General features: G+C 43.1%; 28 protein-coding genes. 13 read left to right on the plus strand and 15 right to left on the minus strand.

Going from position 1 to position 25,719, the window contains the following annotated elements; all coding sequences use genetic code 11:
* From QXE01_00455 to QXE01_00475, 5 genes are all read left to right on the plus strand, one after another.
* A partial coding sequence (locus QXE01_00455) for a hypothetical protein (GenBank protein ID MEM4969703.1) occupies nt 1–397 on the plus strand: 397 nt, incomplete at its 5' end.
* Between the two features lie 151 nt (nt 398–548).
* The gene (locus tag QXE01_00460) at nt 549–1,499 is read left to right on the plus strand and encodes an ABC transporter ATP-binding protein (protein MEM4969704.1); all 951 of its coding nucleotides are present in this window, start codon (nt 549–551) and stop codon (nt 1,497–1,499) included.
* Between the two features lie 26 nt (nt 1,500–1,525).
* The gene (locus QXE01_00465) at nt 1,526–2,299 is read left to right on the plus strand and encodes a hypothetical protein (protein ID MEM4969705.1); all 774 of its coding nucleotides are present in this window, start codon (nt 1,526–1,528) and stop codon (nt 2,297–2,299) included.
* A complete protein-coding gene (locus QXE01_00470; GenBank protein ID MEM4969706.1) occupies nt 2,296–3,084 on the plus strand; it encodes an ABC transporter permease in 789 nt (262 codons plus the stop codon). The genes QXE01_00465 and QXE01_00470 overlap by 4 nt, the downstream gene beginning before the upstream one ends.
* Nucleotides 3,085–3,209: 125 nt before the next feature.
* Complete coding sequence (locus QXE01_00475) at nt 3,210–3,914, plus strand: VTT domain-containing protein (GenBank protein ID MEM4969707.1); 705 nt, start codon at nt 3,210–3,212, stop codon at nt 3,912–3,914.
* 9 nt (nt 3,915–3,923) lie between these two features.
* Here the strand turns inward: QXE01_00475 and QXE01_00480 are convergent, their stop codons facing one another.
* Nucleotides 3,924–4,169: a hypothetical protein gene (locus tag QXE01_00480; GenBank protein ID MEM4969708.1), complete on the minus strand. Its 246-nt coding sequence runs from the start codon at nt 4,167–4,169 to the stop codon at nt 3,924–3,926.
* A 5-nt stretch (nt 4,170–4,174) separates the two neighbouring features.
* Nucleotides 4,175–5,011, minus strand: coding sequence for a sulfurtransferase (locus tag QXE01_00485; protein MEM4969709.1), 837 nt, complete (start codon nt 5,009–5,011; stop codon nt 4,175–4,177).
* A gap of 156 nt (nt 5,012–5,167) precedes the next feature.
* Between QXE01_00485 and QXE01_00490 the strand changes: the two genes are divergently transcribed.
* Nucleotides 5,168–5,611 carry a 30S ribosomal protein S12 gene (locus QXE01_00490; protein ID MEM4969710.1) on the plus strand — a complete coding sequence of 148 codons (444 nt, stop codon included), beginning with the start codon at nt 5,168–5,170 and terminating at the stop codon, nt 5,609–5,611.
* A gap of 158 nt (nt 5,612–5,769) precedes the next feature.
* Here QXE01_00490 and QXE01_00495 read toward each other — a convergent pair whose 3' ends face one another.
* From QXE01_00495 to QXE01_00510, 4 genes are all read right to left on the minus strand, one after another.
* On the minus strand, nt 5,770–6,225 hold the full coding sequence (locus tag QXE01_00495) for a DUF151 domain-containing protein (GenBank protein ID MEM4969711.1): 456 nt from the start codon (nt 6,223–6,225) through the stop codon (nt 5,770–5,772).
* A 297-nt stretch (nt 6,226–6,522) separates the two neighbouring features.
* Complete coding sequence (locus QXE01_00500; GenBank protein ID MEM4969712.1) at nt 6,523–6,774, minus strand: Lrp/AsnC ligand binding domain-containing protein; 252 nt, start codon at nt 6,772–6,774, stop codon at nt 6,523–6,525.
* Between the two features lie 67 nt (nt 6,775–6,841).
* Entirely contained in the window at nt 6,842–7,975 is a 1,134-nt protein-coding gene (locus QXE01_00505; protein ID MEM4969713.1) for a GTPase, read from the minus strand.
* A 112-nt stretch (nt 7,976–8,087) separates the two neighbouring features.
* Nucleotides 8,088–9,671, minus strand: a complete 1,584-nt coding sequence (locus QXE01_00510) for an aldehyde dehydrogenase family protein (protein MEM4969714.1) — start codon at nt 9,669–9,671, stop codon at nt 8,088–8,090.
* A 134-nt stretch (nt 9,672–9,805) separates the two neighbouring features.
* On the opposite strand from QXE01_00510, the gene QXE01_00515 reads away from it, so the two are divergent.
* The 5 genes from QXE01_00515 (at nt 9,806) to QXE01_00535 (ending at nt 15,049) form a co-directional block, all read left to right on the plus strand.
* Entirely contained in the window at nt 9,806–11,362 is a 1,557-nt protein-coding gene (locus tag QXE01_00515) for a glycogen/starch/alpha-glucan phosphorylase (GenBank protein ID MEM4969715.1), read from the plus strand.
* A 311-nt stretch (nt 11,363–11,673) separates the two neighbouring features.
* Nucleotides 11,674–12,228, plus strand: a complete 555-nt coding sequence (locus tag QXE01_00520; GenBank protein ID MEM4969716.1) for an exosome complex RNA-binding protein Csl4 — start codon at nt 11,674–11,676, stop codon at nt 12,226–12,228.
* Nucleotides 12,229–12,238: 10 nt separating this feature from the next.
* Nucleotides 12,239–13,087 carry a TIM barrel protein gene (locus QXE01_00525; protein ID MEM4969717.1) on the plus strand — a complete coding sequence of 283 codons (849 nt, stop codon included), beginning with the start codon at nt 12,239–12,241 and terminating at the stop codon, nt 13,085–13,087.
* Complete coding sequence (secY, locus tag QXE01_00530; GenBank protein ID MEM4969718.1) at nt 13,057–14,535, plus strand: preprotein translocase subunit SecY; 1,479 nt, start codon at nt 13,057–13,059, stop codon at nt 14,533–14,535. The genes QXE01_00525 and secY overlap by 31 nt, the downstream gene beginning before the upstream one ends.
* A 46-nt stretch (nt 14,536–14,581) precedes the next feature.
* Nucleotides 14,582–15,049, plus strand: coding sequence for a metal-dependent transcriptional regulator (locus QXE01_00535; GenBank protein ID MEM4969719.1), 468 nt, complete (start codon nt 14,582–14,584; stop codon nt 15,047–15,049).
* A 95-nt stretch (nt 15,050–15,144) separates the two neighbouring features.
* On the opposite strand, the gene QXE01_00540 is transcribed toward QXE01_00535, so the two are convergent.
* The 8 genes from QXE01_00540 to QXE01_00575 all read right to left on the minus strand — a co-directional run bounded on the left by QXE01_00540 (nt 15,145) and on the right by QXE01_00575 (nt 21,367).
* The gene (locus QXE01_00540) at nt 15,145–15,984 is read right to left on the minus strand and encodes an ABC transporter ATP-binding protein (GenBank protein MEM4969720.1); all 840 of its coding nucleotides are present in this window, start codon (nt 15,982–15,984) and stop codon (nt 15,145–15,147) included.
* Complete coding sequence (locus QXE01_00545; protein ID MEM4969721.1) at nt 15,962–16,837, minus strand: ATP-binding cassette domain-containing protein; 876 nt, start codon at nt 16,835–16,837, stop codon at nt 15,962–15,964. The genes QXE01_00540 and QXE01_00545 overlap by 23 nt, the downstream gene beginning before the upstream one ends.
* 13 nt (nt 16,838–16,850) lie before the next feature.
* Nucleotides 16,851–17,666 carry an energy-coupling factor transporter transmembrane component T gene (locus QXE01_00550; GenBank protein MEM4969722.1) on the minus strand — a complete coding sequence of 272 codons (816 nt, stop codon included), beginning with the start codon at nt 17,664–17,666 and terminating at the stop codon, nt 16,851–16,853.
* Nucleotides 17,663–18,973: an amidohydrolase family protein gene (locus QXE01_00555; protein ID MEM4969723.1), complete on the minus strand. Its 1,311-nt coding sequence runs from the start codon at nt 18,971–18,973 to the stop codon at nt 17,663–17,665. Before QXE01_00555 ends, QXE01_00550 begins: the two co-directional genes overlap by 4 nt.
* Nucleotides 18,974–18,991: 18 nt before the next feature.
* Nucleotides 18,992–19,831 (minus strand): QueT transporter family protein, encoded by an 840-nt coding sequence (locus tag QXE01_00560; protein ID MEM4969724.1) that lies wholly within the window; start codon nt 19,829–19,831, stop codon nt 18,992–18,994.
* A 5-nt stretch (nt 19,832–19,836) separates the two neighbouring features.
* Nucleotides 19,837–20,127 (minus strand): hypothetical protein, encoded by a 291-nt coding sequence (locus QXE01_00565; GenBank protein ID MEM4969725.1) that lies wholly within the window; start codon nt 20,125–20,127, stop codon nt 19,837–19,839.
* A 212-nt stretch (nt 20,128–20,339) separates the two neighbouring features.
* Nucleotides 20,340–20,672: a methionine--tRNA ligase gene (locus QXE01_00570; GenBank protein MEM4969726.1), complete on the minus strand. Its 333-nt coding sequence runs from the start codon at nt 20,670–20,672 to the stop codon at nt 20,340–20,342.
* Nucleotides 20,673–20,689: 17 nt separating this feature from the next.
* Nucleotides 20,690–21,367, minus strand: a complete 678-nt coding sequence (locus QXE01_00575) for a metal-dependent hydrolase (GenBank protein MEM4969727.1) — start codon at nt 21,365–21,367, stop codon at nt 20,690–20,692.
* Between the two features lie 116 nt (nt 21,368–21,483).
* On the opposite strand from QXE01_00575, the gene QXE01_00580 reads away from it, so the two are divergent.
* Nucleotides 21,484–23,130: a cation:proton antiporter gene (locus QXE01_00580; GenBank protein MEM4969728.1), complete on the plus strand. Its 1,647-nt coding sequence runs from the start codon at nt 21,484–21,486 to the stop codon at nt 23,128–23,130.
* A gap of 211 nt (nt 23,131–23,341) precedes the next feature.
* Complete coding sequence (gene acs / locus QXE01_00585; protein MEM4969729.1) at nt 23,342–25,312, plus strand: acetate--CoA ligase; 1,971 nt, start codon at nt 23,342–23,344, stop codon at nt 25,310–25,312.
* On the opposite strand, the gene QXE01_00590 is transcribed toward acs, so the two are convergent.
* Nucleotides 25,309–25,641 (minus strand): rhodanese-like domain-containing protein, encoded by a 333-nt coding sequence (locus QXE01_00590; protein ID MEM4969730.1) that lies wholly within the window; start codon nt 25,639–25,641, stop codon nt 25,309–25,311. The genes acs and QXE01_00590 overlap by 4 nt on opposite strands.
* Nucleotides 25,642–25,719: the final 78 nt, after the last annotated feature.

A 25,719-nucleotide genomic window follows, 5' to 3' on the forward strand; every position in this document is an offset into this window, starting at 1 on the left:
GCCTGAGAAGAAGACAGGTATAGCTAGATCTGTGCTTCCTAAGCAGATATCGCTGAGAGATTATGTGAGGAACTCATCAAACCTAGCAAAACTCATATACGGCATAGTCTTAGGAGACCCAAGGCTCGCTGGTGAGGGGATGGAGGATTATGTAGTGGAAGCTGCAAGGACGTCAGCAGGGTTGATCCCATTATATGCCGATGTTAAGAAAAGAGCTAAGGAGCTCGGAGCCTACGGTGTTGCAGTAAGTGGTGCTGGCCCCAGCATCCTCATACTAGCTAGAAGAGAGATTCATGATAGAATAGGTGAGGAGATATCAAAGCTATACGCTGAAAAGGGGTACAGGGTATCCATAGTAGGTGCTGAACCAGCCCCACAGGCACATGTGATTAGCTAGCGGTTCAAGCGGATCCGCTTCAACAGCTGAATATGGCTAGCTCCATATTTAAAATATCATCTAAGAGCTAGCTTCCAACCGATAATCGTATTTAGCTATTGAATAGATTGATATATTACCGAGGAGATATATTATTAGATGGTTTTTTGAGATGGAGCCGGCGGTGAGGATCATAGATCTGGTGAAGAGATTCGGTAACACAATCGCTGTCAATGGTATTAGCTTAACAATAGAAGAGGGGGAGATCTTCGGTCTTTTAGGACCCAACGGATCTGGTAAGAGCACGACATTACTTATAATAGCAACTGTGTATAAGCCCACATCGGGAGACGTAATAGTATTTGGGAAGAGCGTTGTTAGGCAGGGAGACGAGGTGAGGAGATATGTTGGGATAGCTTTTCAGGAGCCCAAGGCTCTCTGGGTTGACAAGCCCTACGAGCTTCTTCTCTGGCATGCAATGGTTGTTGGATATAGCATGGGCGATGCTAGGAGGGTTGTTAGAGATGTTATGGAGGATCTAGGTATTTGGGAGTATAGGAATAAAGCCTTTGCAGAGCTCAGCGGTGGAAATAAGAAGAAGGTTGAGCTGGCTAAGATATTTATACAGAGGCCAAGGCTGGCGATATTCGATGAGCCGACTGCTCAGCTAGATGTTATAACTAAGCACGCTGTTTGGAGGATGATAGAGGATCTCAGGAGAAGCGGTTCAACGATAATAGTTGCAACCAATGAGATGGCCGAGGCTGAGAGGTTAAGCGATAGAATAGGGATTATATATAGAGGCTCTCTCAAGGCCCTAGGAACGCCGAGCGAGCTCAAAGACGGCATTCCTGGAGGAGATATAATAGAAGCTGTGGTAGATGGCTATGTAAGACAGGATCTCCTCGAGATGATCAAAAGCGATGTTGAAGCAACAAGGATAGATCTGAAGGATGCTGTTATAAGGATCTATTTGAATAAGGGTGAGGAGAAGATAGCAAAGATCGTAGATCTATTTACGAGGAAGGGTATAAGGATTAGGCAGATAAGCTTGAAGGAGCCTACATTGGATGATGTCTTCTTCTACTATACTGGGGCAAAGCTCGTAGGTGATGAAAACTGAGGGAGGATCTTAGGGCGCTTCTGCTAATGATAATATGGGATGTTAGGAAGGTGGCTAGATACAAGGTATTCCTTTTAATGAGGTTCGCATGGTTCGTGGTTCAGGTATCTGTTTTCGCGGTTCTCATATCATATTTAGTAGCTATAAGGCCCTCCACAGCCTCCGGCATTTCGTATTACGAATATTATTTATTCGGAGCCTATACAGCCCTGCTTTTCTCGATCTCCATGTTCAGAGGCTATGAAATAGCTGAGGAGTTTGAGGAGGGGATTATAGAGTATCAACTCTCGCTGCCTGTTAGAAGGAGGATACTGGCTATAGGAAGAACCATTGGTGGGGGGATAGCTTCCTTCATATATACACTTCCAATGATGCTATTCATACTAATCATGCTCAGGATATCGAACCCACTTTTAATAGCAATAGCCATGATCTCAGCTCTAGCCTTCTCGATAGGTATTGTGGGGCTAGCTATAAACATAGTCTTTGGGCTGAAATCTGGGGATAAAACGGATATTCTCTTCGGGGTTGTAGATGCTCTCTTGGTAAGGCTCAGCACTATATTCTATCCACTCCCATTTCTATCCACAATACCAGCGTATTTCTACGCAGCATTGGTTAACCCTCTCTCAAGCCTGGCAGATTTCCTAAGAGCTCTATTCCTCTTTGAAGATCTAAAGGCATTTCTATATCTAAGCCAGGAGCAGATGATCTCATATATAGCAGGTCTTGCTATAGGTCTTTCTGTTCTGGCGATGCTCTTCATAGAGAGAAAGGCTGAGGGGGGTGGGTGGAGATGAGGATCGCTAGCATGGGCTATGCTAGAGGGCTGTATATAGTTATGAAGAGAGATCTAGATAGGTTTTGGAAGTATAAGTGGTGGCTTGCAGGGCTTATAACAATGAATCTAACGGATCTCTTTATCTTCGCCCTAATATTTAATAACATAGTAAATAGGGCTTATATCAACAACTACCTCCTATTCCTAGCACCGGGGGTAACAGCTATAGCTACCTTCGCCTCAGCATTCTCTATAGGCAGGGAGGTTGGTGTTGAGGTTAGGAGGGGCTATACACAATATCTCCTAAGCCTCCCCCTAACCAGGATGCAGCTCTCTATGGGCAGAATATTGGGGGGAGCTGTTAGAGGACTCATCTATCAAATACCATTCATACTCCTCCTAATAATACTCCATGGAAAGCTGCCAACCCCCGCCGAAGCTGGGGTAATTGTCATCACATCAGTGATGCTCACAATATCCATGTCAAGCCTATCCATAGTGATCTCCACAGCGGTTAGGAGCTTCGATCTTCAGGCTACTATGAGGAGCTTTACATACTTTGTGTTATTCTTCTTCTCAAACGTATTCTATCCAGATGCTTTGATATCAAGGTATTTTCCACATATCCTCTACACAATGATCTCGAACAACCCGGTTTCAATAGCAACAAGCATATATAGAGGCATCTTCACATATAACGCATCAATAGAGGATCCATTAATCCTATTGCTAAAGCTGGCATCATGGTGTATAGTCTTCCTCATAATGGGGAGTATATTTTACCTCAGAAACCTCACACACTGACCTCATATAGAAGGGCGAGGCTTTCAGCTGCGACACTTCCCCCTCTATAGTTTCGGATATGCTTCGATAGCTTGGTTTTCAGGGCATCTATTTTAGTTTCCATGTTACTCTATATAAGGATAATATTGGTCGTTCATGATGAGATGCTAAGAGCACTTGTGGAGGGGATATACTATATATTTATGAGCATAAGATCCAATCCATATATATTTGTATTTATAGTATCTTTTATCGGGAACTCTATCCCATATGCTGCCGTGCCCTATTATCTACTTCTGATATATTATTCCCATAGATATCGCGATCCCTTATCCCTCGTGTTTATCGCTATTGCCTCCGGCGTTGGATCTACTCTTGGGAAGATGGTGATCTATCTAATAGGTAGGGGGATTTCAAGGATAATATCAGAGGAGAGTAGGAAGAATGTAGAGGCCTTCGGCATTCTTATGAAGAGATGGGGGTTCTTATTTGTTTTATTGGCGACCTCAACACCTCTTCCTGATGATGTGATATTAATACCTATGGCATTCACAGGATATAGCATATACCTCTACTTCCTAGCCACCCTCCTGGGAAAAACCCTAGCATCTCTCATAATAGTTTTCTTTGGTAGAGGCTTCTCAGCGGCTGTTGAGGATGTGGGTCTTCCACAGTATCTACAGATCCCGCTTCTCCTTGGAATATCTATAGTGTTTATGATAATCATAATGAAGATAGATTGGATTGGAGTTGTTAGGGAGTACCAGGCAGGCGGGTTAAGAGGCGCTATTACAAAGATCTCTCAAGATCTAAGAGGGCCTTGGCTTCCCAAGTTGAAGGGTAAAAAATAGTTTGAATATCTATCTACGTTTTATCCTAACTATATATCTATTATTCTCCTTCTTCGACTCCAAAACATCATATCCCAGCTCATCGCCTAGATTAGCCAGTGAGTACCATGTCTCAGGGTCGCTTGTAAGTACCACAGCTTCTTCCCCCTGTCCGAGGCTTTCTAGAACCTTTCTTCTGATCTCTCCAAGTCTTGATGTGCTGCATAAGACGCTGAGATCACCTATATCTATTATCCTAGCCCGCCCCTCCCCCATAGGGATCACTTCTCTATTGGAGCACCTACCATATTACCCCACTCGCTCCACGAGCCATCATATAGCCTTACCTTTGGATATCCGAGGAGCTCCTTAAGCACGAAGAATGTGTGTGCGGCTCTCTCACCTATTCTACAATATACTATAACCTCCTTGTCTCTCGTAACCCCCTTGCTCTCATATAGCGCTCTAAGCTCTTCAACACTCTTAAAGGTTCCATCCTCTCTCACAGCTTGGGCCCATGGTATGTTCACTGCACCGGGTATATGGCCTCCCCTCTGGGCTGCCTCGTTTGGATACTCAGGCGGTGCTGTGATCTCTCCCCTATATTCTGCGGGGCTTCTAACATCAACAAGCACTATATTGGGGTTTCTTAGGTTCTTAAGCACATCTAGGAATGAGGCTCTTATAGTTAGATCCACCTTTGTAACTTTATAGCTTGTTGGCTTGGGCTGGGGAACCTCCTTCGTTAATGGTTTTCCTAGTTCTATCCACTTCTTCCTACCTCCATTTAGGATCTTCACTTTATCATGCCCATATATTTTGAATACCCAGTATGCAAATGCTGCGAACCAGTTGTTATAGTCCCCATATAGCACCACGAGATCGTCATTTGAGATGCCTAGCCTAGACATTAGCGATTCAAAGCCTTCCTTATCTATAATATCTCTCTCTGGATACTTATTCAGATCCCTTTTCCAATCTATTAAAAGAGCTCCCGGTATGTGGCCTATGTTATATGCTGATGCAGGATCGTAGTCTACCTCAATTACTTTGACCTTATCTAAGTTCCTTTCAAGCCAATCAGGCTCTACAATTGGAGACTCATGTATGCTTGACATTTTCTAATATCACCAGATATTATTTACTAGAAGGTTAATAAATACATATTCTCAGTAATTTTATTTATTCGAAAATAAAATGATCTTTGCTTCACTGAGATCTACCAAGAATCTTTAGCTTATAAGTCCTAGAAACACTATATCATATGATATAAAATGCCTGGTAAGAAGGCACCTTCAGGGCTATACGCTGCTAGAAAGCTGGAAAGAAAGAGGCTTAAGTTTAGATGGAGTCAGAGGGACTTCAGAGTTAGAATGCTAAGACTTAAAGAGAAATACGATCCTCTTGAGGGGGCTCCAATGGCTAGGGGTATAGTACTTGAAAAGGTTGGTATCGAATCCAGACAGCCTAATTCAGCCCTGAGGAAATGTGTTAGGGTGCAGTTGGTTAAAAACGGTAAGGTTGTAACAGCATTCGTTCCAAAGGATGGGGGTATCACGTTTATAGATGAGCATGACGAGGTAATTATAGCTGGGATCGGTGGCACCAGGGGTAAATCCATGGGAGATCTTCCAGGTGTTAAGTATAAAGTTATAATGGTTAATGGGGTTTCCTTAGACGCCCTTTTAAAGGGTAAAAAGCAGAAGCCCACAAGATAAGCTGTGGCCGGAAAACCAATTGATCTAGTCACTAACTGTGGAACCCTTATTATGGTGATTATGCTCTAAAATAAGGGGTTGATCTATATTTGCTTCCCCCGATTTATAGCTTTTTTACTATGCACTAGAAAAGTGGTAACAATATGTCTATTTAACAGCTAAACATCTTCCTCCAAGCTTTTCTCATTTGCCTCCTGCCTGTCCACTAGATCTTTGGAAACATATATAGGGCTTCCTATTAAATATGCTAGAAATATTGCGTGGCTAGGTATCATTCTCTTTACAAATGTGAATCCAGATCCCTTTATATATACCTTAGCTGTATAGAGATGCGTCTCTTCACTTACCTCGTCAACAACAACCTTCTCTATCCTATTCCTCAAGACCTCCAGCTCACTGAATATTGTGAGAAGTTCGAAAAGCGTCTCTCTATTATTCTCTATCCCATGCCCCTTTAACTTATTCATAGCAAGTACAATCTCTATCGGAACTAGATAGAGGTTGAAGAGCCTGCCATCCTCTAGAGTGCATTGAAGAACCGTATATGGGTTGAAGCCCTCAGCATAGCTTACATATGCATCTACATCAACCACCTTTAATAGCTCATCCGTCAATGGGGCACCTCTATAGATGATGCCGTGGGGAGGTTAATAAGGTAGATGGTGCGTTAATATAATGCCTATACCGAGGAGCGACTCTCTTTAGAATTTTATCTTATAGCTATATAGCTGTCTTTTTAAAATTAAGGGTAAGCTGGGTGGGCTAGAAGTGCTTTAATGGTATCTGTATAGTGGCCCTTGTGATGCCCAGTAATTATGGATCAAAAAGTATTTAGGAATAGGTACTATTAATTTTTGATCTTATATTTATTTTTGGCTAAGAGCTACTGTTGTCAATTGTAATTGCGAATTCTAGCTCTTCTCCAGCCTCTTACCTTCTACAACTACCATTGTAAGTGTTGATTTGACCTTAGGCAGCTTCCTAATACTTGTTGTGACGATTGTTTTAAGAGACTCTATATCGGGAGCTCTTATCTTTGCTACTACATCATATACTCCATAGACTACATATGCTTCTTCAACCCCCTCGACCTCCATTAAGGCTTTTAAAACATCGCTTTCTCCACCAACTTCTGTGTTTATAAGCACAAATGCCTCTGCCATCTTTAACACCTCTACCTAATATTTATACAGCCTTATATACCTATATTTCAGATCTTAGATGGTATATTCATTGGTAAAACCTAGAGGGAGCATTTATATTATTTATACCGATTGTGGTGCATACTACCATCAATAGCTCCTCTATGTTGATTGCCTTTGATGCTGAGATCCAGGAGAATTTATGGGGTTTGAAGCCTCTGGATTCCATAGCTCCTCTAACTAGATCCTCGATCTCTTTCCTTCTATCTATCCCTTCTAATAGATCTATTTTGTTGAAGGCTATAACCATGGGCTTATCAACAACACCGATCTTTTCTAGAAGATCTAGCGCTGTATCTACCTTTTCCAGCATCTCCTCAGGCGGATCTAAAGCATCTATAACGAAGATAAGCGAATCTGCATATCTAATCTCAGAGATCACGGCATGGAATACCTCTATAAGCTCGCTAGGCATTTTCCTTATAAATCCTATTGTATCTGTGAATATGATCCTTCCACATGGTGTATCTCCACCCCCGCTCTTAGGTGAAAGGGTTTTGAAGGGCATGGGCCCTGTGGGCTTTCTATCCCCAGTTAGCCTGTTATAAAGGGTTGTCTTGCCCGCGCATGTGTAGCCTATTATAGCTACATGTGGATATCCCTTCTTAGTCCTTGAGAGGACGAGCCTCTCCCTCCTAGCCTTTATAGCTGCGAGCTCCCTAGAGATCCTAACCTCTTTCATCCTCAAAGCCCTTAAAAGGCTCTCATACCCATAAGCACCTGGCCCCATAAAGCCTACTTGCTCACCCAGCTTTGTCATTCTAATGTACTCCTTAACAACCGGGATCATATGCTTTGAGTGGGAGAGCTCTATCTGGAGCTTAGCCTCCTTAGTACCAGCGTGGATCTCGAAGATCTTTAAGAGGAGGAGCACTAAATCCCAAACATCACATCCAAGATCCTTTGATAAGTTATAGAACTGCCAGGGCTTTAGCTTATCATAAACCACTATTAGATCTGGTTTCTCTCCATTTGAAATCATCTTCTTAACAATCTCCTCCTGAATATAGTATCTATGATTAGGCCTTCTAACAAACAGAGGCTCTACACTATCTATACCCAGTGTTTTCACAAGTGATACAGCTTCATCTAGGTATTTACGCTCGTCTCTCCTTATAGCTAGAATAACCTTTCTATATCTACCCGCATCCAGGCTCTGCATCCACCACATTAAATATACATTAAGCCCTATTTAACGATACCAGATTGTGGTTAGAGAGGATGGTTAAAAAGAAATATGGGGATAGCTCATGCATAGAGTTGGGCTAGTCTTATCATCTCTTAGGCTCTTTAACTATGGTTCTAGCCTGTTCTCTAAAGTAGTTTAGGAGATAGTAGGGGCCACCAACACCTCTTCCAGTAGCTCCGCTAGCTTTCCACCCAACGAATGTCTGTGCACCTGGCCAAGCACCTGTTGTAGAGCCTCCCCTTCTATTAGCATATGTAACGCCGAACTCTATCTTTCTGAAGAATAGCTCATATTCGCTCTCATCCTCAGTGAAGATCCCTGCTGTTAGCCCATATTCTGTGTTGTTAGCCTTCTCAATAGCCTCCTCCAAGGTATCGAATTCAGAGACTAAGAGTATTGGTAGGAAGAGCTCTTGCTTCCAGAGATAGTGATCCTCAGGAACACCGATGATTACAGTTGGCTCTACATAGAATCCCCTCGCATAGAACCCCTCTTCGAGAACCCTTCCCCCAACTAGGATTTTGCCACCTGCTTTTACGGCATCCTCTATATATTTTCTGTAGTTCTCAACAGCCCTTCTATTTATCACAGGGCCTAGGAAAACCTCTCTCCTCCTAGGATCTCCCACCACTACCTTCTTAACCCTTTCAACTAGTTTCGCTATGAACTCATCCCTTATCCTTCTATCTACATATAGCCTTGATGTTGCACTACACTTCTGCCCCCCATATCCGAATGCAGCCCTCACAGTACCTTCAACAGCTTTATCGAGATCTGCTTTAGCAGTAACTATAGTTGGGTTCTTACTCCCCATCTCAAGCACTATTGGCTTTGGATATGGCTGCTCCGAGGTGAATCTCCTATATAGCCTCATACCAACATCTCTAGAACCTGTGAATGCTATTCCAGCAACTAGTCTATGGGATACAAATACATCCTCGAACTCCTCACCAGGGCCTGTAACTAGGTTAAGCACTCCTGGTGGGATTCCACCATCCATATATATTTTATATAGTAATGTAGCTGTTAGAGGTGCCTCACTAGTAGGCTTCCAAACAACTGTGTTGCCTGTGAGGAGGGCTCCCAGCATCATTCCATTTGCAAGCATTAATGGGAAGTTAAAGGGCGATATAACTACCCACACGCCATAGGGTCTAGCAACGCTCCAGGTCTCCTCTCCAGGCGCTCCAGGCATCATCTTCTTTATATATCCATTCTCCCTCTCCATTAGATCGGTATAGTATCTTATCGCATCTATAGCCTCGTGAACCTCGGCTAGGGCTTCGAGCCTGTTTTTACCAACCTCATATGTTATTGCTGCTGCAAGCTCGAATCTCCTGGCCTCAATTATATCAGCTATCTTCCTAAAGATTCTCACCCTATCTCTCCAATTACTCTCTCCCCACTCCTTGAAGGCTTCATAAGCTGCCTTTAGAGCCTCAACAGCGTGATCCCTAGAACCCCTCTGGAACCTCCCAATAAGGATACTAGTATCTATTGGGCTCCTCTTCTCAAACTCCTTATCACTATAGACCTCCTTACCAGCTATATACATCGAATATCTCTTACCCAGAAGCTCCTTCTCAACGGTGGAGAGGGTCTCCTCATACTTAGGATGTATCGATTCATCTGCTAAGAGGGTTACATATGTTATTTTATGGCTACTCAAACCATCCACCAGAGTTTCTATTGCTAGAAGAGATATATCTTTAAAGAGGAAAACACTCTATTCAGATCCCATGTTGATGGGGGATTCTATTTTTAAGGCTTATAGGGTGGATTAGATACTCTATAGAGGTTAAAATGGCTATTTTAAGCATCACCATGGAGATCGCTTTAGAAGAAGTTCCAATATATGCAGGCGGTCTAGGCGTTCTAGAGGGGGATAAGTTCTACGCAATGGCTAGGAAGGGGCTAGAGTACTATGTGATTACATTATTTCATAGGAATGGCTATGTTGAATATGAATATAGAGATGGCTCTTTCATCGAGAAGGATCAAGAGCCTGTGATATCCCAGATCGAGGGTAAGCTTAAAAAGGAGAAAGAGCTGGCAGTTACCACAAAACTATATGGAGAGATAAGGGTCGAACCACTTGTCTATGAGATGGGGAAGGCTAAGGCGATCTATTTAAAGCCTGTGTATCCTGATAATATAGCATATATAGCTAGAAGGCTATATATAGAGGATTCGCCGGAGCAGGCTATAACTAAATATATAGTCCTCGCTAGATCCTCCGCCCAATATATAAGGGAGAGGATAGGTGTTGATAAAATAGAGTATATAGATCTTCAGGAGAGCAATGCCTCCCTAGCCGCTCTAGCTTTAAAAGAGATTAGAGATCGGGTGAGGCTTGTGATCCATACCCCAGGGCCTTGGGGCCATCCTATGATCCCCGGTGAGATTGTTGGAAAGGAGTTTGAAGTAGATGTTGGGAGCGGGCTTAAGAGGCTAACAGATATAGTTCTAGACCATGTTGAGAGAGGATATGCTGTATCTAGAAAACATCTCGAGACACTCTCAAGAATCTTTCCCCAGCACTATTGGAAGCTGAGCTATGTTAGAAACGGTGTTGATCTTGATAGGTGGAGCCATAAGGAGATAAAATCACTGGCATCCAAGGGTTTAAGGAATATAGGGTTATATGAGTTTAAAAGGGCCAGAGATAGTGCTAGGGAGGATCTAATATCTCTTTTAAGATCTAAGAAGCCTGGGGTCAGAGTTGGAAGAGCTATAGTAGCCTGGGCTAGAAGGATTACTAGGTATAAGAGACCCTATCTTGTTGAGAGGCTTATAGGGGAACTGGGTAGGGAGTTAGATGTAACATTCGTCCTAGCTGGCAAGGCTCATCCACGGGATGGAGATGGTAGGGAGATGATGATGCGATTTAGAAAGCTTCATGAGGAGATGGATAACGTTGTATATATATATGATTATGGCTTAGAAGAGGCAAGAACAATACTAAGCGGTGCAGATCTACTGCTATTCACACCATTTCCAGGGTGGGAGGCCTGTGGTACGAGCTATATGAAGGCTGGGATCAACGGAGTCCCAACTCTATCCTCAAGGGATGGTGGTGTGCTAGAAACAATAATAGATAGATACAATGGATGGTTATTCGGCTTGGAGGTTACACAGTTTATAAATATATATGAAGATACCGCAAGCGTATCTAAAATAGATGAAGAGGACTATAGAGATCTTAGGAAAAAGCTTATAGAGATCCTGAGCATTATAGAGAAGGATTTAGATATATATTTAGAAATATCTCTTAATGCTTTAAAAAGCTTCAGAATATCCTCAGACATATATAGAGCTCTAGAGGAATATGGCTATATTAGGGGAGCCCGGGCTTCATAGAGCATAAGTTTTTCAAATATCTATCCTTAGTTTCATAGAGATCCAATAATTTAGGATTACAGCTGCAAGCCTTGCCCTTTAGGGTAGGGATGAGACCGGCTATATCCTCCTCTTTTATATATCTGGCTTAGTATAGAGTTTGTATTATGGATCTCCAATCAGATCTTTTTAACATCTATCACAACATTGTTTGGTTCATTTATCTTTAATGTGAGAAATAATTCGATATTTAAAGGCGATGGATATGTATTAGATGCTCACTATTTAATAATCTAGTATCTCATTAATTCATATGAGGAGGTGAAGAAGCTATGGCAAGTGAGCAATGGGTTCTCCCAGGAACTATGTTAGGCGTTATTGAAGAATATTTTCCTGGGAGTAATGTGTATGAGCTTAATGGAAAGCTATATTCAAGCGTTATTGGCTCTCCAAAGCTTGATATGGTTAGAAGGGTTGTGTGGGTGGAACCTAGAAGCAAGATCCAGATGCCAACACCTGGCTCGATGGTATATGCGTATGTAATAAGTGTTAGAGATGAATCCTCTCTTCTAAGGATCATCGCTTCAGATCTTAGGAAACCATATAAGCAGGGGTATGCGGGCATCCTACATATATCTCAGGCTAGGCAGGATCCTAGTGAGAGGAGTCTTCTAGATATAATAAGAATCGGAGATCTAGTATATGCTAAGGTTTTATCGAGGAATAATCCATATATCTTATCTTTGAGAGCCCCAAAAGCAGGGGTTGTTCTTACAATGTGCCCGAAATGTGCTAGCTATATGAGACCAAAGGGTGGGAAGCTAGTATGCCCAAGATGCGGGTTTGAGGATAGCAGGAGGATCTCACCACTCTATATAACGATATAGGATGCCTAGTATGCCCAGGCTGGGTTTTTCTGTTTGGAGAGAGGATGCTAAGAGGATCTCGGAGCTGGTTTCTAAACTCATAGAAGCTGGCTATGATCATGTTGAAGTGAGTATCGAAAGCCCAATGGATCTAGAGGATCCTGGGTTATCTCTCATAATAAACACTATCAGGGGTGCAGGTCTCAGCATAGGCTTCCATGCCCCGTGGAAGGAAATATATATAGCATCTCCTGTGGAGGAGATAAGATCTGCTGCCGTTGATGTCATAGCTAAGGTTTTAAGGACTATCCTTAGATTCGAGCCTGAATATTTTGTCCTACACGGCTCTAGCGAGCAGAATATCTGCTCCAAAAACGAAGATCTATGTCTAGCTCAGTTAGGGAAATCCATGGAATCCCTTTTAAAGATATATGGGAACATATATATAGAGACGATTCAAGGTATATGTTGTGGGAAGATCTCGCAGATCTTAAAGCTTATGGAAATATATAGAGAGCTTAGAGCCTGTCTAGACCTAGCACATATAGCTGTGGAAAACATGGTTAAGGGTAAGAATAAATGGCCATCAAGGATAGCTGATGCTCTAAACGAGATCCCAGAATCCGTGGGCAAAAGATCACCATTGATCCATTTACATGGCCTGAAGGGCGGAGATAAGAGGGTGAGGACGCACTATGACTTCTCCTACACGCCTCTAGGGGCTGAGGATATTGCTAGGGCTGCTAGGTTATGGGGTGTTAAATATATAGTTTTCGAGGTATTCTATAGATCAGCAGGCGATCCTATAGAACCATCAGATCTATATGAAGAGATTAAAAAAATGCGAGGATGGCTCTCACTACTAGGAGGCTCAACTTAAAAGTCTCCAAAGACATTGTAGGTGGGAAGGAGTTGGGCGTTCTAGATGCGTTAGCATCTATAGGGGAGTACATACCTGGTGTGCCTAAGCCTGCTGTGAAGCCTAGCCTGGGAATCAGATTTCTATATACCTTCCTAGCTGTTGCTATATACGTATTAATGGCGTCCACCCCTATCTATGGGATCCAGCATACTGCTGGCGCTGCAGCAGCCCTCCCAACAATCGTGCAGATTGTATTCGCATCTTCCCAAGGCACCCTTGCCCAGCTTGGTATAGGGCCTATAGTTACTGCTGGCCTTATAATGCAGATCCTTGTTGGATCTAAACTCATAGATCTAGATCTCTCAAAACCTGAGGGGAGGAGAACATTCACCCTAGCCCAGAAATCCCTCTCACTAATAATAGCCGGTGTAGAGGCTGGAGGCTTCGTGATAGTCGGATCTAACTTCTGGGAGCTCACAGGGCCTAACCCCGTGTTTGATGTTGCCGCGAGCCCCCTGATAAGATTCGTTGTATGGCTGCAGCTCGTAAGTGCAACGCTTATAGTGATTCTCTTGGATGAGATGCTTCAGAAGGGCTGGGGGATAGGGAGTGGGATATCTCTCTTCATACTAACTGGAACCGCTGGCGTTATAGTTAATGATCTCTTCTCGCCCTTCCCAGTATCAACAGGCTCTCAGGAGCCTCTTGGCTTTATACCATATATAACATATAGCTTGATGGGTGGAAGCCTAACCATCGAGAATCTATTTGTTAGATATAACCCAAATCTGGGGTATCTACCCGCTCTTATGGGGCTTCTATCCTTTATAATAATGGCGGTTGTTCTGATCTATCTACAGAGGATGAAGGTATATATCCCAGTAACTACTCAGAGGCTGAGGGGGCTCAAGACAAGGGTGCCTCTACAGTTCCTCTACGTAACCAACATGCCAGTGCTCCTTGTCTCGATACTATTCTCGGATCTCCTGATCTTCAGGGCGATATTAGGTGGAACAGGTGCTAGCAGTATCTTGGATCAGGTGCTTCTCTACCTAACACCTCCCCGGGGATATCTAGAGCTGATAGCTAACCCAACCAGGGTAGCGGTTTACACCGTGATCTTCACCTTGCTAGCCCTCGCATTTGCCTTTATGTGGGTCGAGGTAGCTGGTCTCAACCCATCTGGGCAGGCTGAGAAGATAATACAGTCGGGGCTAGAGATTCCAGGGCTTAGAAGGAATCCCAAGGTGCTAGAGATCCTCCTTGGAAGATATATCTACCCACTAACCCTTCTAAGCACGCTAATAGTTGTTGCTCTAGTTATAATCGCTGATCTAACACTAGCATATGGCTCTGGTGTTGGGATACTGCTATCGATAGGTATAGTTGAGCAGTATTACCTATTGATAGTAAGAGAGAGAGCTATCGAGGCGTATCCAGCGCTTAAGAAGATACTTGGAGAATAATTCAAGAACTTTTTAACCTCCACACATATGATCATATGGATGTGTTTTGGAGAAAACAGCATATGATCAGCTTTACAATGTGATTAGAAGAGGTCATAATAGGAAGGATAGAAAAAGCTCAGCGGTTGAGGAGTACCTCGAGACGATCCACGAGCTTGAGAAGATAATGGGATGGGTCAGAATAAAGGATCTATCGAAGATATTGAATGTGAAACCAAGCAGCGTTACCAAAACAATAAAAAAGCTACACTCAGAAGGCCTAGTTATATATGAAAGATACAGAGGTGTTAGACTTAGCGCATCAGGCATCGAAGCTGTGCACAAGCTTGGAAGAAAACACAAGATCCTAGCGGAGCTCTTAAAAGAAGCAGGCTTAGAAGAGATCGAGGCCCAGGCGGAGGCTGAAAGGCTAGAGCATATCATACCGGATAACCTCATAGAGCGTCTAGAAAGACTTCTCAAGAAATATAGAGAAATAATGAGCATATGTAGAGAAAACCGTGTACAAGGATAAAGCTGGTTATAAGGTATATTTCAATATCATGCAAGTAGTGAAAGAGAAAGATCCATGTAAATCCCCTTTTCTATTAAAATCATAATACACTATCTCTATAAACTCCTATGTTGCTCGGCTCTACTTTTAATTCTCCTACTTAGATCTCTAGCCATATCCTCAACCCTTATATATCTGCCCAGCCCTGTTCTAACCCCTACTACAGTTACTTGAAGCGGCATGTATCCATTCTCCTCTAGGAAGCCTATATCACCTAGTATCTCTTCTACGTCTCCATCTCTCACTATAGATCCATGTTTCATAACAACTACTCTATCAGCTACCTCACCTATCAATTGTAGATCATGTGCTATTAGAATTATTGAGTGGCCCTCCATTACTAGCTTTCTAAGTATTTGGAGCATCTGAAGAGATCTTCTATAATCTATTCCTGCAAAGGGCTCATCCAAGATAATTACGTCTGGCTTGAGAGCCAGCACTGTTGCTATTGCTAGTCTGTGCCTCTCGCCAAAGCTTAGAATATGTGGAGAGAGTGTTAGCGGTTTCCTAAGATCTACTGCCTTTAAGGCATATTCGATTCTTTCATCAATCTCCTCCTTACTATAGCCTAGCTTTTTAAGTCCAGATGCTATTTCATCATATATTGTTGCTGCAAATATCTGTGAATCTGGGTTTTGGAAGACATATCCGACATGCCTAGCTATCTTTGATGTAGGAGTTCTCCTAGTATCCATTCCAAGGACTTTTACAAAGCCTCTATGGGGCTTTAGAAGGCCGTTTAAATGCTTCGCAAGTGTTGTTTTTCCAGCCCCGCTTTCTCCTATTAATCCTATAAACTCTCCTCTCGATATATTTAGGCTAACGTCTTTTAGAGCCCACTCACTTCCTTGGCTATATCTATACCACAGGTTTTTAGCTTCTATTAGTATATCCAAGATGATCACCAAGGATTCTCTTAATAGCATCTATACCTTCACTAACGGTTACGGGGATTCTGTGGATCTCTAAGCCCTCCTCGGCTAGTCTATAGAAGACCTCGCTAATCATGGGAGGTCTAATACCTGTCCTTCTCACGAGATCAGGATCTCCGAAGACTTCTCTAGGATCTCCGAACGCTTCTATTCTACCATTATTCATTATAGCAATCTTATCAGCAACCTCAACAGCCCATTCTATTCTATGCTCGACAACGATCACCGTGATCCTTGCTTCCCTCTTAAGCCTCTCTATTAGGCCTAAGACTCTAGCAGTGCCTATGTGATCCAGCATTGATGTTGGCTCATCGAGGATCAGGATTCTGGGCTTTAGAGCAAGTACAGATGCTATGGCAAGGATCTGTTTTTCACCAGCTGATAGAGATCTTGGAGATTGTCTAGCCTTCCCCTCTAATCCAACATATCTGATCACATCCCAAGCCCTCGCAAGGATCTCTTCCCTCGGAAGACCTAGATTCTCTAGACCCATAATTACCTCCTCGAGCACTGTGGGCATTAGAAGCTGGGAATCTGGGTTTTGAAAGACGAAGCCAACATTTCTCACAATATCCTCAGGACGTAAGTTCAGGATTTCTCTCCCAAGCACCCTTACAGATCCCTTTATCTCTCCTTTAATCATATTTGGTATAATTCCTGCTAATATATAGAGGAGCGTTGATTTACCACATCCAGAAGGCCCCATTATCGCTACAAATTCACCCTCTCTGATATTGATGTTTACACCTCTCAAGACCCAATCCTCTGAGAGTGGGTATCTGAACCATAGATCCTCAATCTCTATTGCATAGCCCAAAGCCATAGCCTCCCTATAGGGGTTTTGGGATAAGGCTATATAGTGAGAAGCCCATTAACCTATAAACGGCTATAGAGGTATATATTGCTATAATCAATATAGATGCTAATGTATCTTTTCTACCCCATTGGAGGGGAAAGGCATAGCTTCTAACCCTCGAATATCCAAAGCCCCTTACCATTAGAGTTATGCTTAGCTCCCATGCAAGGCTCATTATCCTTATGATCAGGGGTATGAAGACAGGGATCATGTTGGAAACCCTTTTAACCGGGTTCTTAGAATCCACCTCTATCCCTCTAGCTTTCTGCACATCCATTATATTTCTGATCTCCGTAACAGCTAGTGTAAGCATTCTAAGTGATAGGAGGAACATAAAGCCAGCTTTATATGGTAGCCCCAGCTTTGTAGATACCTGGATAAGATCGTATGGCTTAACTGTTGAGAGAAAGATTGTCATGGCGATTACTGGATTCACTATTAAGAAGAACTTCCCAGTCCCAACGAGGAGCCCCACATCTGTTATCCTTATACCAGCGAGGGGGAATGTAAAGAGGTACTCCCCAGTATTCTGGTAATAGCTTGCCCATACCAGAATGGCAACTAGGAAGAATATAGAGCTATAGAGGAAAGTTAATAAAAACCTTATCAAAGGAAGTCTAGCGAGGATCATTCCTATAAGCAATGAGATAAAGATCAAGGAAGATACAGAGCCATCGAATTGGCATATTATCGAGGATATTAGCACCATAGCGAACCACAAGATCTTAACCCTAGGATCTAGAGAGTGGATCAGGCTTTTCCTATCTACATATAGCCCTAACTCGCTCATCGCCTTCCACACCTATCTATAATATCTCTCCTAGCCTTTTCCATCTCAATATATGCCCTCTCCAGATCTATAGTGAGGAGCTTTCCATTCGAAACCACATGTCTTCCATTTACAAAAACGTCTCTAACAGAGAAAAGCCCGAAATCATATACTAAGTTGTGAGACGCTTCCACATGATCTTCGATGCTGATGGGGATAATGGGTTCTAGAACCACTAGATCTGCCTTAAAGCCCTTTCTAATGATACCAATATCATCCCAACCAAGTGCTCTAGCTCCGTTAACAATAGCCTGCCTCAACAGATCTTGGGAAGAGAGTCTATAGGGGATTGAATACAGAGATCCCTGTGCAGCTATCGCAACCTTTATTTCGAAAAGTATGTTCATCCATCCAGCTGTTGCTGGGCCATCAGTTCCCATGGTGATCCCGACCCCCCTTTCAATCATCTCAGCCACCCTGGCAATCCCAGATCCCCAGCTCATAATAGTGAAGGGGCAATATGATATATAGGGTTTATATTTAGATAGGATCTCGAGATCTGAGTTGCTAACATATACAGCATGAGCTAGAAGGGGGTGTGTATCTAAAACACCTAGGATCTCTAGTGCTTTAGCAGGTGTTGTTCCATAGATTTTCCTAACGATATCCACTTCATCCTTAGATTCTGCAAAGTGCATATGTATCCCGACACCCCTCTCCTTAGAGGCCTCCGAAGCTTTTCTAATAGAATCGCTAGATACAGAGTATAGCGCGTGAATCCCTATCATACCTTTCACAATTCCTTCACTCTTGCTAAGCCTGGATGCAAATGATATAGACTCCTCAATGGTATGTCTAGGAGGCCCCTCAAATAGCTCTATAACTCCAAGGGAGAGAGAAGCTCTTATCCCAGCTTCTCTGCAGGCTTCTACCACTTCGTCTTCATAGAAATACATATCGCCGAACAGTGTTATCCCATTTAGAAGCATCTCTGCTATCCCCATCATAGCTCCTGCACGTACGTGATAGGGTTTTAAACATGATTCGAGGCTCCAGATTTCCTTGAGCCATGCTATGCCAGTATGCTTTATCGATATCCCCTTAAAAATATACATTGGTATATGGTTGTGTGTATTGACTAGCCCGGGTATAACAAGGCTTCTACTAGATCCAAAAACATATTCTAACCCATATTCCAACCCCTTTTCATAGCTAGTAACATCTATAATCACACCTTTCTTATCATCAAAAACAACGATCCCATTTTTTATAAAAGGTCTCTCTAGATCTAGCGTGAGTATTCTACCCCTAACCCCAATCAAAGCCATGTAAGATCCCTTAAATTATTATCTCTTTATAACCACCCTATCTCTCCAGTAAAGCCCCCTCATCTTGATCGGCTGGTAGAGTATGTAGCCAAGTATAGGAGTTATTGTTAGTGTTACGATGCAGTTGTTAAATATAACCCATGGAGCGAACCACCCCCATATCAAGGGTCTTGGAAGCCCTATCACAGGTTCTAACAGATCTAACCACCAAGATATATAGAGGGATACCCATATAGAGCTTATAACGCCTCCCCATATGTAATATTCTATAAGGCTTCTAGGAGTTCTGAAGGAATGATCCCTCATGAATTTATAGGGAACCCATGCTATTATGAAATTGCCTATAAAACCACCTATGCTTCCTATGCTTAGATATCCTGTAAGGGCATCTGCTATGAAGTTCCCAATTGCAACACCCAGAGCCCCTGGGACGCCAAAGAGTATGCCGAAGAGAGGTGCCAAGGCATTTCCAGGTCTAACCCATGTGAATCCAGGTATAATCGGTATTCCCCCTGTAGCTGCTAGAGCCCCTCCATAGAGTGCTGCACAGAGCGCCGTTATAGATACATCGACAGCATCCCATCTGAGCTCCTGTCTAACTATTCTAAAGCCTGAGATAGTCCTACCACTGATTTCTAAGAAAAATACTATGGTTCCGATGATCCATAATACTCCTCCCACAGCGAACCAGAAGTCCCTTCCAAGGACTATAAAGGGCTGGGTTATAAGCCATTTACTAGCTGCATCAGGAGAGATCCCCTTGCTAACTATATCATATGCTATGAATATGAACAGGGCTATGAATAGAATAGCTATAACTATACTTATAGACCATAGAGATGCTCCAGGCCTACTCACCACGATCACCTCCTTGTTCTTCTAAAAACATATAGCAAGATCCCCACGCCAGCCAGGAATATTAGGAATCCAAGTGCGGTAGTTATAGCAGGAGCGATAGTGCCCTGGGCAAGGCCTCCTGTTGATGAGTAGAAGCCACTATATTTATATATAGTATATAGAGCCATTGCTAGCAGCCATAGCCCTCCTACAGAGATAGCTGCTAACCACCCCTTAACCCGTGTAAATGCCATTACCACTCCTGCTATCAGAACAACTAGGCCTATCAATATTAAGAGTATCTCGTACTGGTTCACCTAGAATATCCCCGAATCACTATATATATTTACAAATTTATATGTTTTTGATCTACTGATCTCAATGGGTTAACCTATCTATATTCACATAAGGATTTAAAAACAGGTGTTAATGTTTGTTAGTGGTTCATAGATGATCTTATCTCTTAATATTAGTTGAATATTATTCCATGATCCTTGGTGGAAATGGATCATCTCTTTCCAAGCACTATTTAGCAGATCTTGGAGCCAGGGTTTGGCTCTCCATCTATTGTTAATATAAATGGTCTTTCGTCTTTTCCACAACCCGCTGCTAGGATCATACCCTCACTTATATATCCTCTTATAGCCTTTGGCTTTAGATTTGCTACTACAACAACCCTTTTCCCCACTAGCTTATCTGGCTCATACCACTTTCCAATCCCTGCTATGATCTGTCTCTCGCCCATCGGGCCTAGATCTACTATGAGTCTTAGAAGGCCTGTACCCTCTATCCTTGAGGCATTTTTAACTACACCCACCCTAAGATCTATTTTTGAGAACTCATCTATCGAGATCTCTTGCATATGGTTCACTCTCTATGTTATATAGTTATTGTCTCTCCAGGCCTCATGATCCTTACCTCTGTTTTGAGACCTTTCTTACGTATTAGCTCTGCGAATTCGTTTGGATCTGCTTTAATTAGTGGGAATGTATTGTAGTGCATAGGTATAACGATCTCGACTCCTAGGAGCTCTACAGCCTTCACAGCCTCTCTAACCCCCATGGTGAAGTGCCCTCCAATTGGTAGCATAGCTATTCTGGGGCTGTAGAGCTCCCTTATAAGGGCCATATCGCTGAACACGCCTGTATCTCCTGCGTGGTAGATGCTATCCTCGCTACTCTTGATAACAACCCCGGTTGGAGATCCTTTTGAAGAGCTATGCATAGCTGGTGTGAGATATACTGTGATCCCCTCAAGGGATATTGGGCCGCCGATGTTTGCGCCAATAGCCCTTTCCCTAGCACCTGCTTCAGAGGCTATGTGCTCTGCAAGCTCGAAGATAGCAACGAGCTTTGTATTCACACTCCTCCTCAAGAGCTTAACAGCGTCCCCCACATGATCTCCATGGTCATGTGTCACTATTATATAGTCAGGGTCTGGAACCTTATCAACGCTTATAGGTGATAGAGGATTCGAGATCCAAGGATCTATCAAGATCTTCTTCCCAGACATTTCAACTAGGAAAGCTGCATGTCCATACCAGGTTATCCTAGCCATCTAGAGCCACCACCATAAATACCATAAGCAATATAAAAATAACCCCTTATATTTCAAGCATCTCTCCAACTTCTAAAGCCGTTAAATATTGCTATAGGCTCTTACTAAATGGGCCTATGGCTGTGATAGCGGATCCGCTAACATCTCTACTGATCATAATATCCCTCTCTGGAGCCATGGCTATGATCCTTAGGAGAGCTGGTTTTAGCACTATAGTCGGATATATCCTTGGAGGGATCCTGGGATCCCTGATCGGGGCCCCCGTAGAGGTTTCCCCATTAATAGCTCAGCTAGGACTGATCCTACTTGGTTTCGAGATCGGTGCTGAGATTGGTGGGAAAAAAGCCTTGGGATCCTTTAGACAGGCCTTTATTATAGAGATAATATCTATGTCCCTAATATATATATTGACCGGCTTGATCTCAGCGTTCCTCAGGCTAGGGGTTATAGGTCATATACTCCTCTTCCTAATAGCTATTAATACATCGACGGGCATATTATACAAGGTTATCCATGGAAGGGCTAGCGAGGATGTAAGATCCCTCCTCCTAGCATCATCGGTAATAGAGGATACAGTTGCAATATCCGGTATAGCCATACTCATGGCTGCTAGAAACATATCCAGCCCTATAGACACCATAATATCGATAGGAAAGGTTGGGCTTCTAGCGGTCATAGCTTTTGCCATAGGAATATATGCCTTTAGAATGCTAGGCAAAAGGCTCAGCGATCTCGAGATGCTACCCATCATAGCGATCTCAGCTGCGCTAGCATACTACGTAGCCTTTGGAATGATCGGGGTTAGCCAGTTGCTGGGCACATTCATAGCAGGCTTTGCGCTTGCGAGAGCAGTGGATCTCGGAAGAGCCATAACCCAGCTGGAAGGCCTCAGAGAGCTAGGTCTTCTTCTATACTTCTCCTCATTAGGCGGGGTGATCTCACAACTGGGGGGCGGAGAGCTCTTAATACCAGCTCTCATAGCTCTAGTAATGGTAGTTGTTATTATAAAGTTTATCGCATTTTCAACAGCCCTCTGGGTATTGGGGCTTGAGGCTCGTGAATCTATTAGGGCTGCGCTGTACATGACATCCATCAGCGAGCTAGGGATCATAATATCCTCCCAGGCCTATGAGGCTAACCTTATAGGCTCAACATATGTCCTGCTATCAATATACGTTGTTCTGATATCAGCGATCATATCTTCAACAGCTGTGAGGTTTGAAGATATAGTTGTTAAAGGGATATATTATCTAATCCCCCATAAGATAGAAGAGATCGCCAGGCAATATCTATCTAGAGTGAAATATGTTTTAGCTATAAGGGCACGTGGGTTAATGGTTTTCCTATATGGATTTATATTCATGGTGTTCACAGCGGTTGCCATAGATATAGCTATAAGTCTTCTGAGATATCTCCCAGAGCTTCTGCTCCAATATGGTCTAATATTATCTGTGCTAATCAGCACCGCTTTCATCTTCTCAATACCGTATTTCACATGGAGATCTTATAAGAGCAAATTAGAGGAGGATCCGCCTGCTAGAGTATATGTAGAAAAAATAATTGGGATAAATATGTCGTTGCTCTTAGTAATGCTCGGCATATTTCTAGAAGCCTATATTATTAACAAGATAGTCTCGGAGTACCAAGTGGATATAGGGGGCATTCAGGGGCATACAATATTTATAGTAATTTCTATACTTATAATACTATATATATTGAGAAGTATATATTATTCTATTTCGAGGATATATATGAGAGGTTAGATATCAAAGATAATAACGGGATCATGATGACATAAAACCCATTACCATAGGATCTTCTAAGTACTTTTCATGCTTAAACATGTATTCATGAACTTTTTTAGAGTTAAATATAAATATTATGTGGTATACATATTTGAATGGGTTTGGTGAGAGCGTGGGTGGAGAGGTAAGGATCCTTGGGGAGGCTCTTCCATTTGAGGAAAAGATAGAGATGCCTAATTGGCTTAGCAGGCATACGAAGATAGAGAGTTATTGGGAGATGCATAGGAAATCTCTACAGGATTATGAGGGTTTCTGGGCATCTATTGCTAAGGAGCTAGATTGGTTCACACCTTTTGAGAAAGTTGTTGAGAAGGGCGACTACCCCTATGTCTATAGATGGTTCCCAGGTGGGAGGATAAACATATCCTATCTAGCTCTTGATAGGCATGTGGCTGGGTGGAGGAAGAATAAGGTTGCATATATATGGGAGGGCGAGCCTGTTGATGCTAGCGGGAATCCCAAGGAGGTTAGGAAGCTCACATACTATGATCTCTGGAGGGAGGTGAATAGGGTAGCATATATACTTTCAAAGAACTTTGGGCTTAGGAAGGGGGATAGGATAGCTATATATCTCCCAATGATCCCTGAGCTCCCGATATTCATGCTAGCAGCAGCCAGGCTCGGAGTTATATTCACGGTTGTCTTCGCAGGCTTCACAGCGGAGAATCTAGCGATAAGGGCTAGAGATCTTGGTGCAACTCTGCTTGTAACAGCCGATGGCTTCTATAGAAGGGGTAGGGTTATAAGGCTGAAGGATATAGCTGATAAGGCTATAGAATCTGTGCCCAGCATTAGGAATGTTATTGTTGTGAGGAGACTCGGCCTCGACATTAACATGGTCGATGGTAGGGATTTCTGGCTTGACGAGCTATTGAGAGGGGTTCCAGCTAATGTTTATATAGAGCCTGCAAGGCTTGAAAGCGATCACCCGCTATATGTTCTATATACCTCTGGCACCACGGGGAAGCCCAAGGGGATTATACACGATCACGGTGGCTACTCCGTGCTTCTCCATGCAACTATGAGGTGGGTCTTCGATGTGAGGGATGATGATATATATTTCTGCACAGCAGATATAGGCTGGGTTACAGGTCATAGCTACATAGTATTTGGCCCATTGATAGAGGGGCTCACAACTGTGTTCTACGAGGGAGCCCCCGACTATCCAGCTCCAGATAGGTGGTGGTCTATAGTGGAGAGATACGGCGTATCAATACTCTATACAACACCAACAGCTGTTAGGATGCTCATGAGATATGGTGATGAATATGTGAGGAGACACGATAGATCCACTCTAAGGCTTATCCACAGCGTTGGAGAACCTATAAACCCATCTGCATGGAGATGGCTCTACGAGGTTGTGTGTGAGAAGAGATGCCCAGTAGGATCTACCTGGTGGATGACAGAGACAGGGGGGATATTGATTAGCATAGCGCCAGGCCTATCCCTAGTCCCTATAAAGCCTGGAACCAACGGACCACCCCTACCAGGTGTTGATGCAGATGTTGTAGATGAGAATGGAAACCCCGTGGAACCTGGTAGGAAGGGCTTTCTAGTTATTAAAAGACCATTCCCAGGCATGCCGGCACCTCCAACAGGTATGTGGGGCGATCCAGATGGATATAGGAGAATATACTTCGAGAGAATACCTGGCAAGGGATACTTCTTCACAGGAGACTATGCTGTGAGGGATAACGATGGATATATATGGGTTATCGGGAGAGCTGATGAGGTGCTCAAGGTAGCTGGGCATAGGATAGGTACATACGAGCTAGAATCAGTATTGGTATCCCACAAAGCGGTTGCAGAGGCAGCCGTTGTGGGTGTTCCAGATCCTGTTAAGGGTGAGGTGCCAATAGCATATGTAGTTCTGAAGGAGGGCTACCAGCCTAGTAAGGAGCTTGCGGAGGAGTTGAGGGAGTGGGTTAGAAATAACTACGGCCCTATAGCGGTTCCAAACAACATATTCTTCGTCACCAAGCTCCCCAAGACGAGAAGCGGTAAGATTATGAGAAGACTTGTTAAAGCCGTAGCCATAGGAGCACCGTTAGGGGATATAACTACTTTAGAGGATGAGGCAGCAGTTGAGGAGGTTAAAAAAGCATATGAGGAGTTCATAAAATCACTTGGAAAGGGCTAGGCAGATGATTCTGTGGGGAGACCAGCTGTCTTCCACTCTAGCAGCCCACCAACAAATCTATAGACATTAGTTCTCCCAAGCTCTGCGAGTTTTCTAGCAGCTACGAGAGATGCTGTGCATGAATAGTTTGTACAATACACTATAACAGGTTTATCAGCAGGTATCTCGGATAACCTCTTCTCAATCTCACTAGCAGGTATATTTATAGCGCCCTTTATATGCTCCTTCGCATAGCTCTTCGGCTCCCTAACATCTATTATTAGCCCGCCATGCTTTAGGAGCTCCAGAACCTTTTTATAGTCAACCTCCTCGAACTTCCCCTGCATCATCTCACCCTCGTAAATAAGCTTAGATGCTTATAAGCATATATGGTAAATGACAAGTCAATAGATCTTTAAAACTGAGAT

The organism is Sulfolobales archaeon (assembly GCA_038897115.1).
Lineage (GTDB): Archaea > Thermoproteota > Thermoprotei_A > Sulfolobales > AG1 > AG1.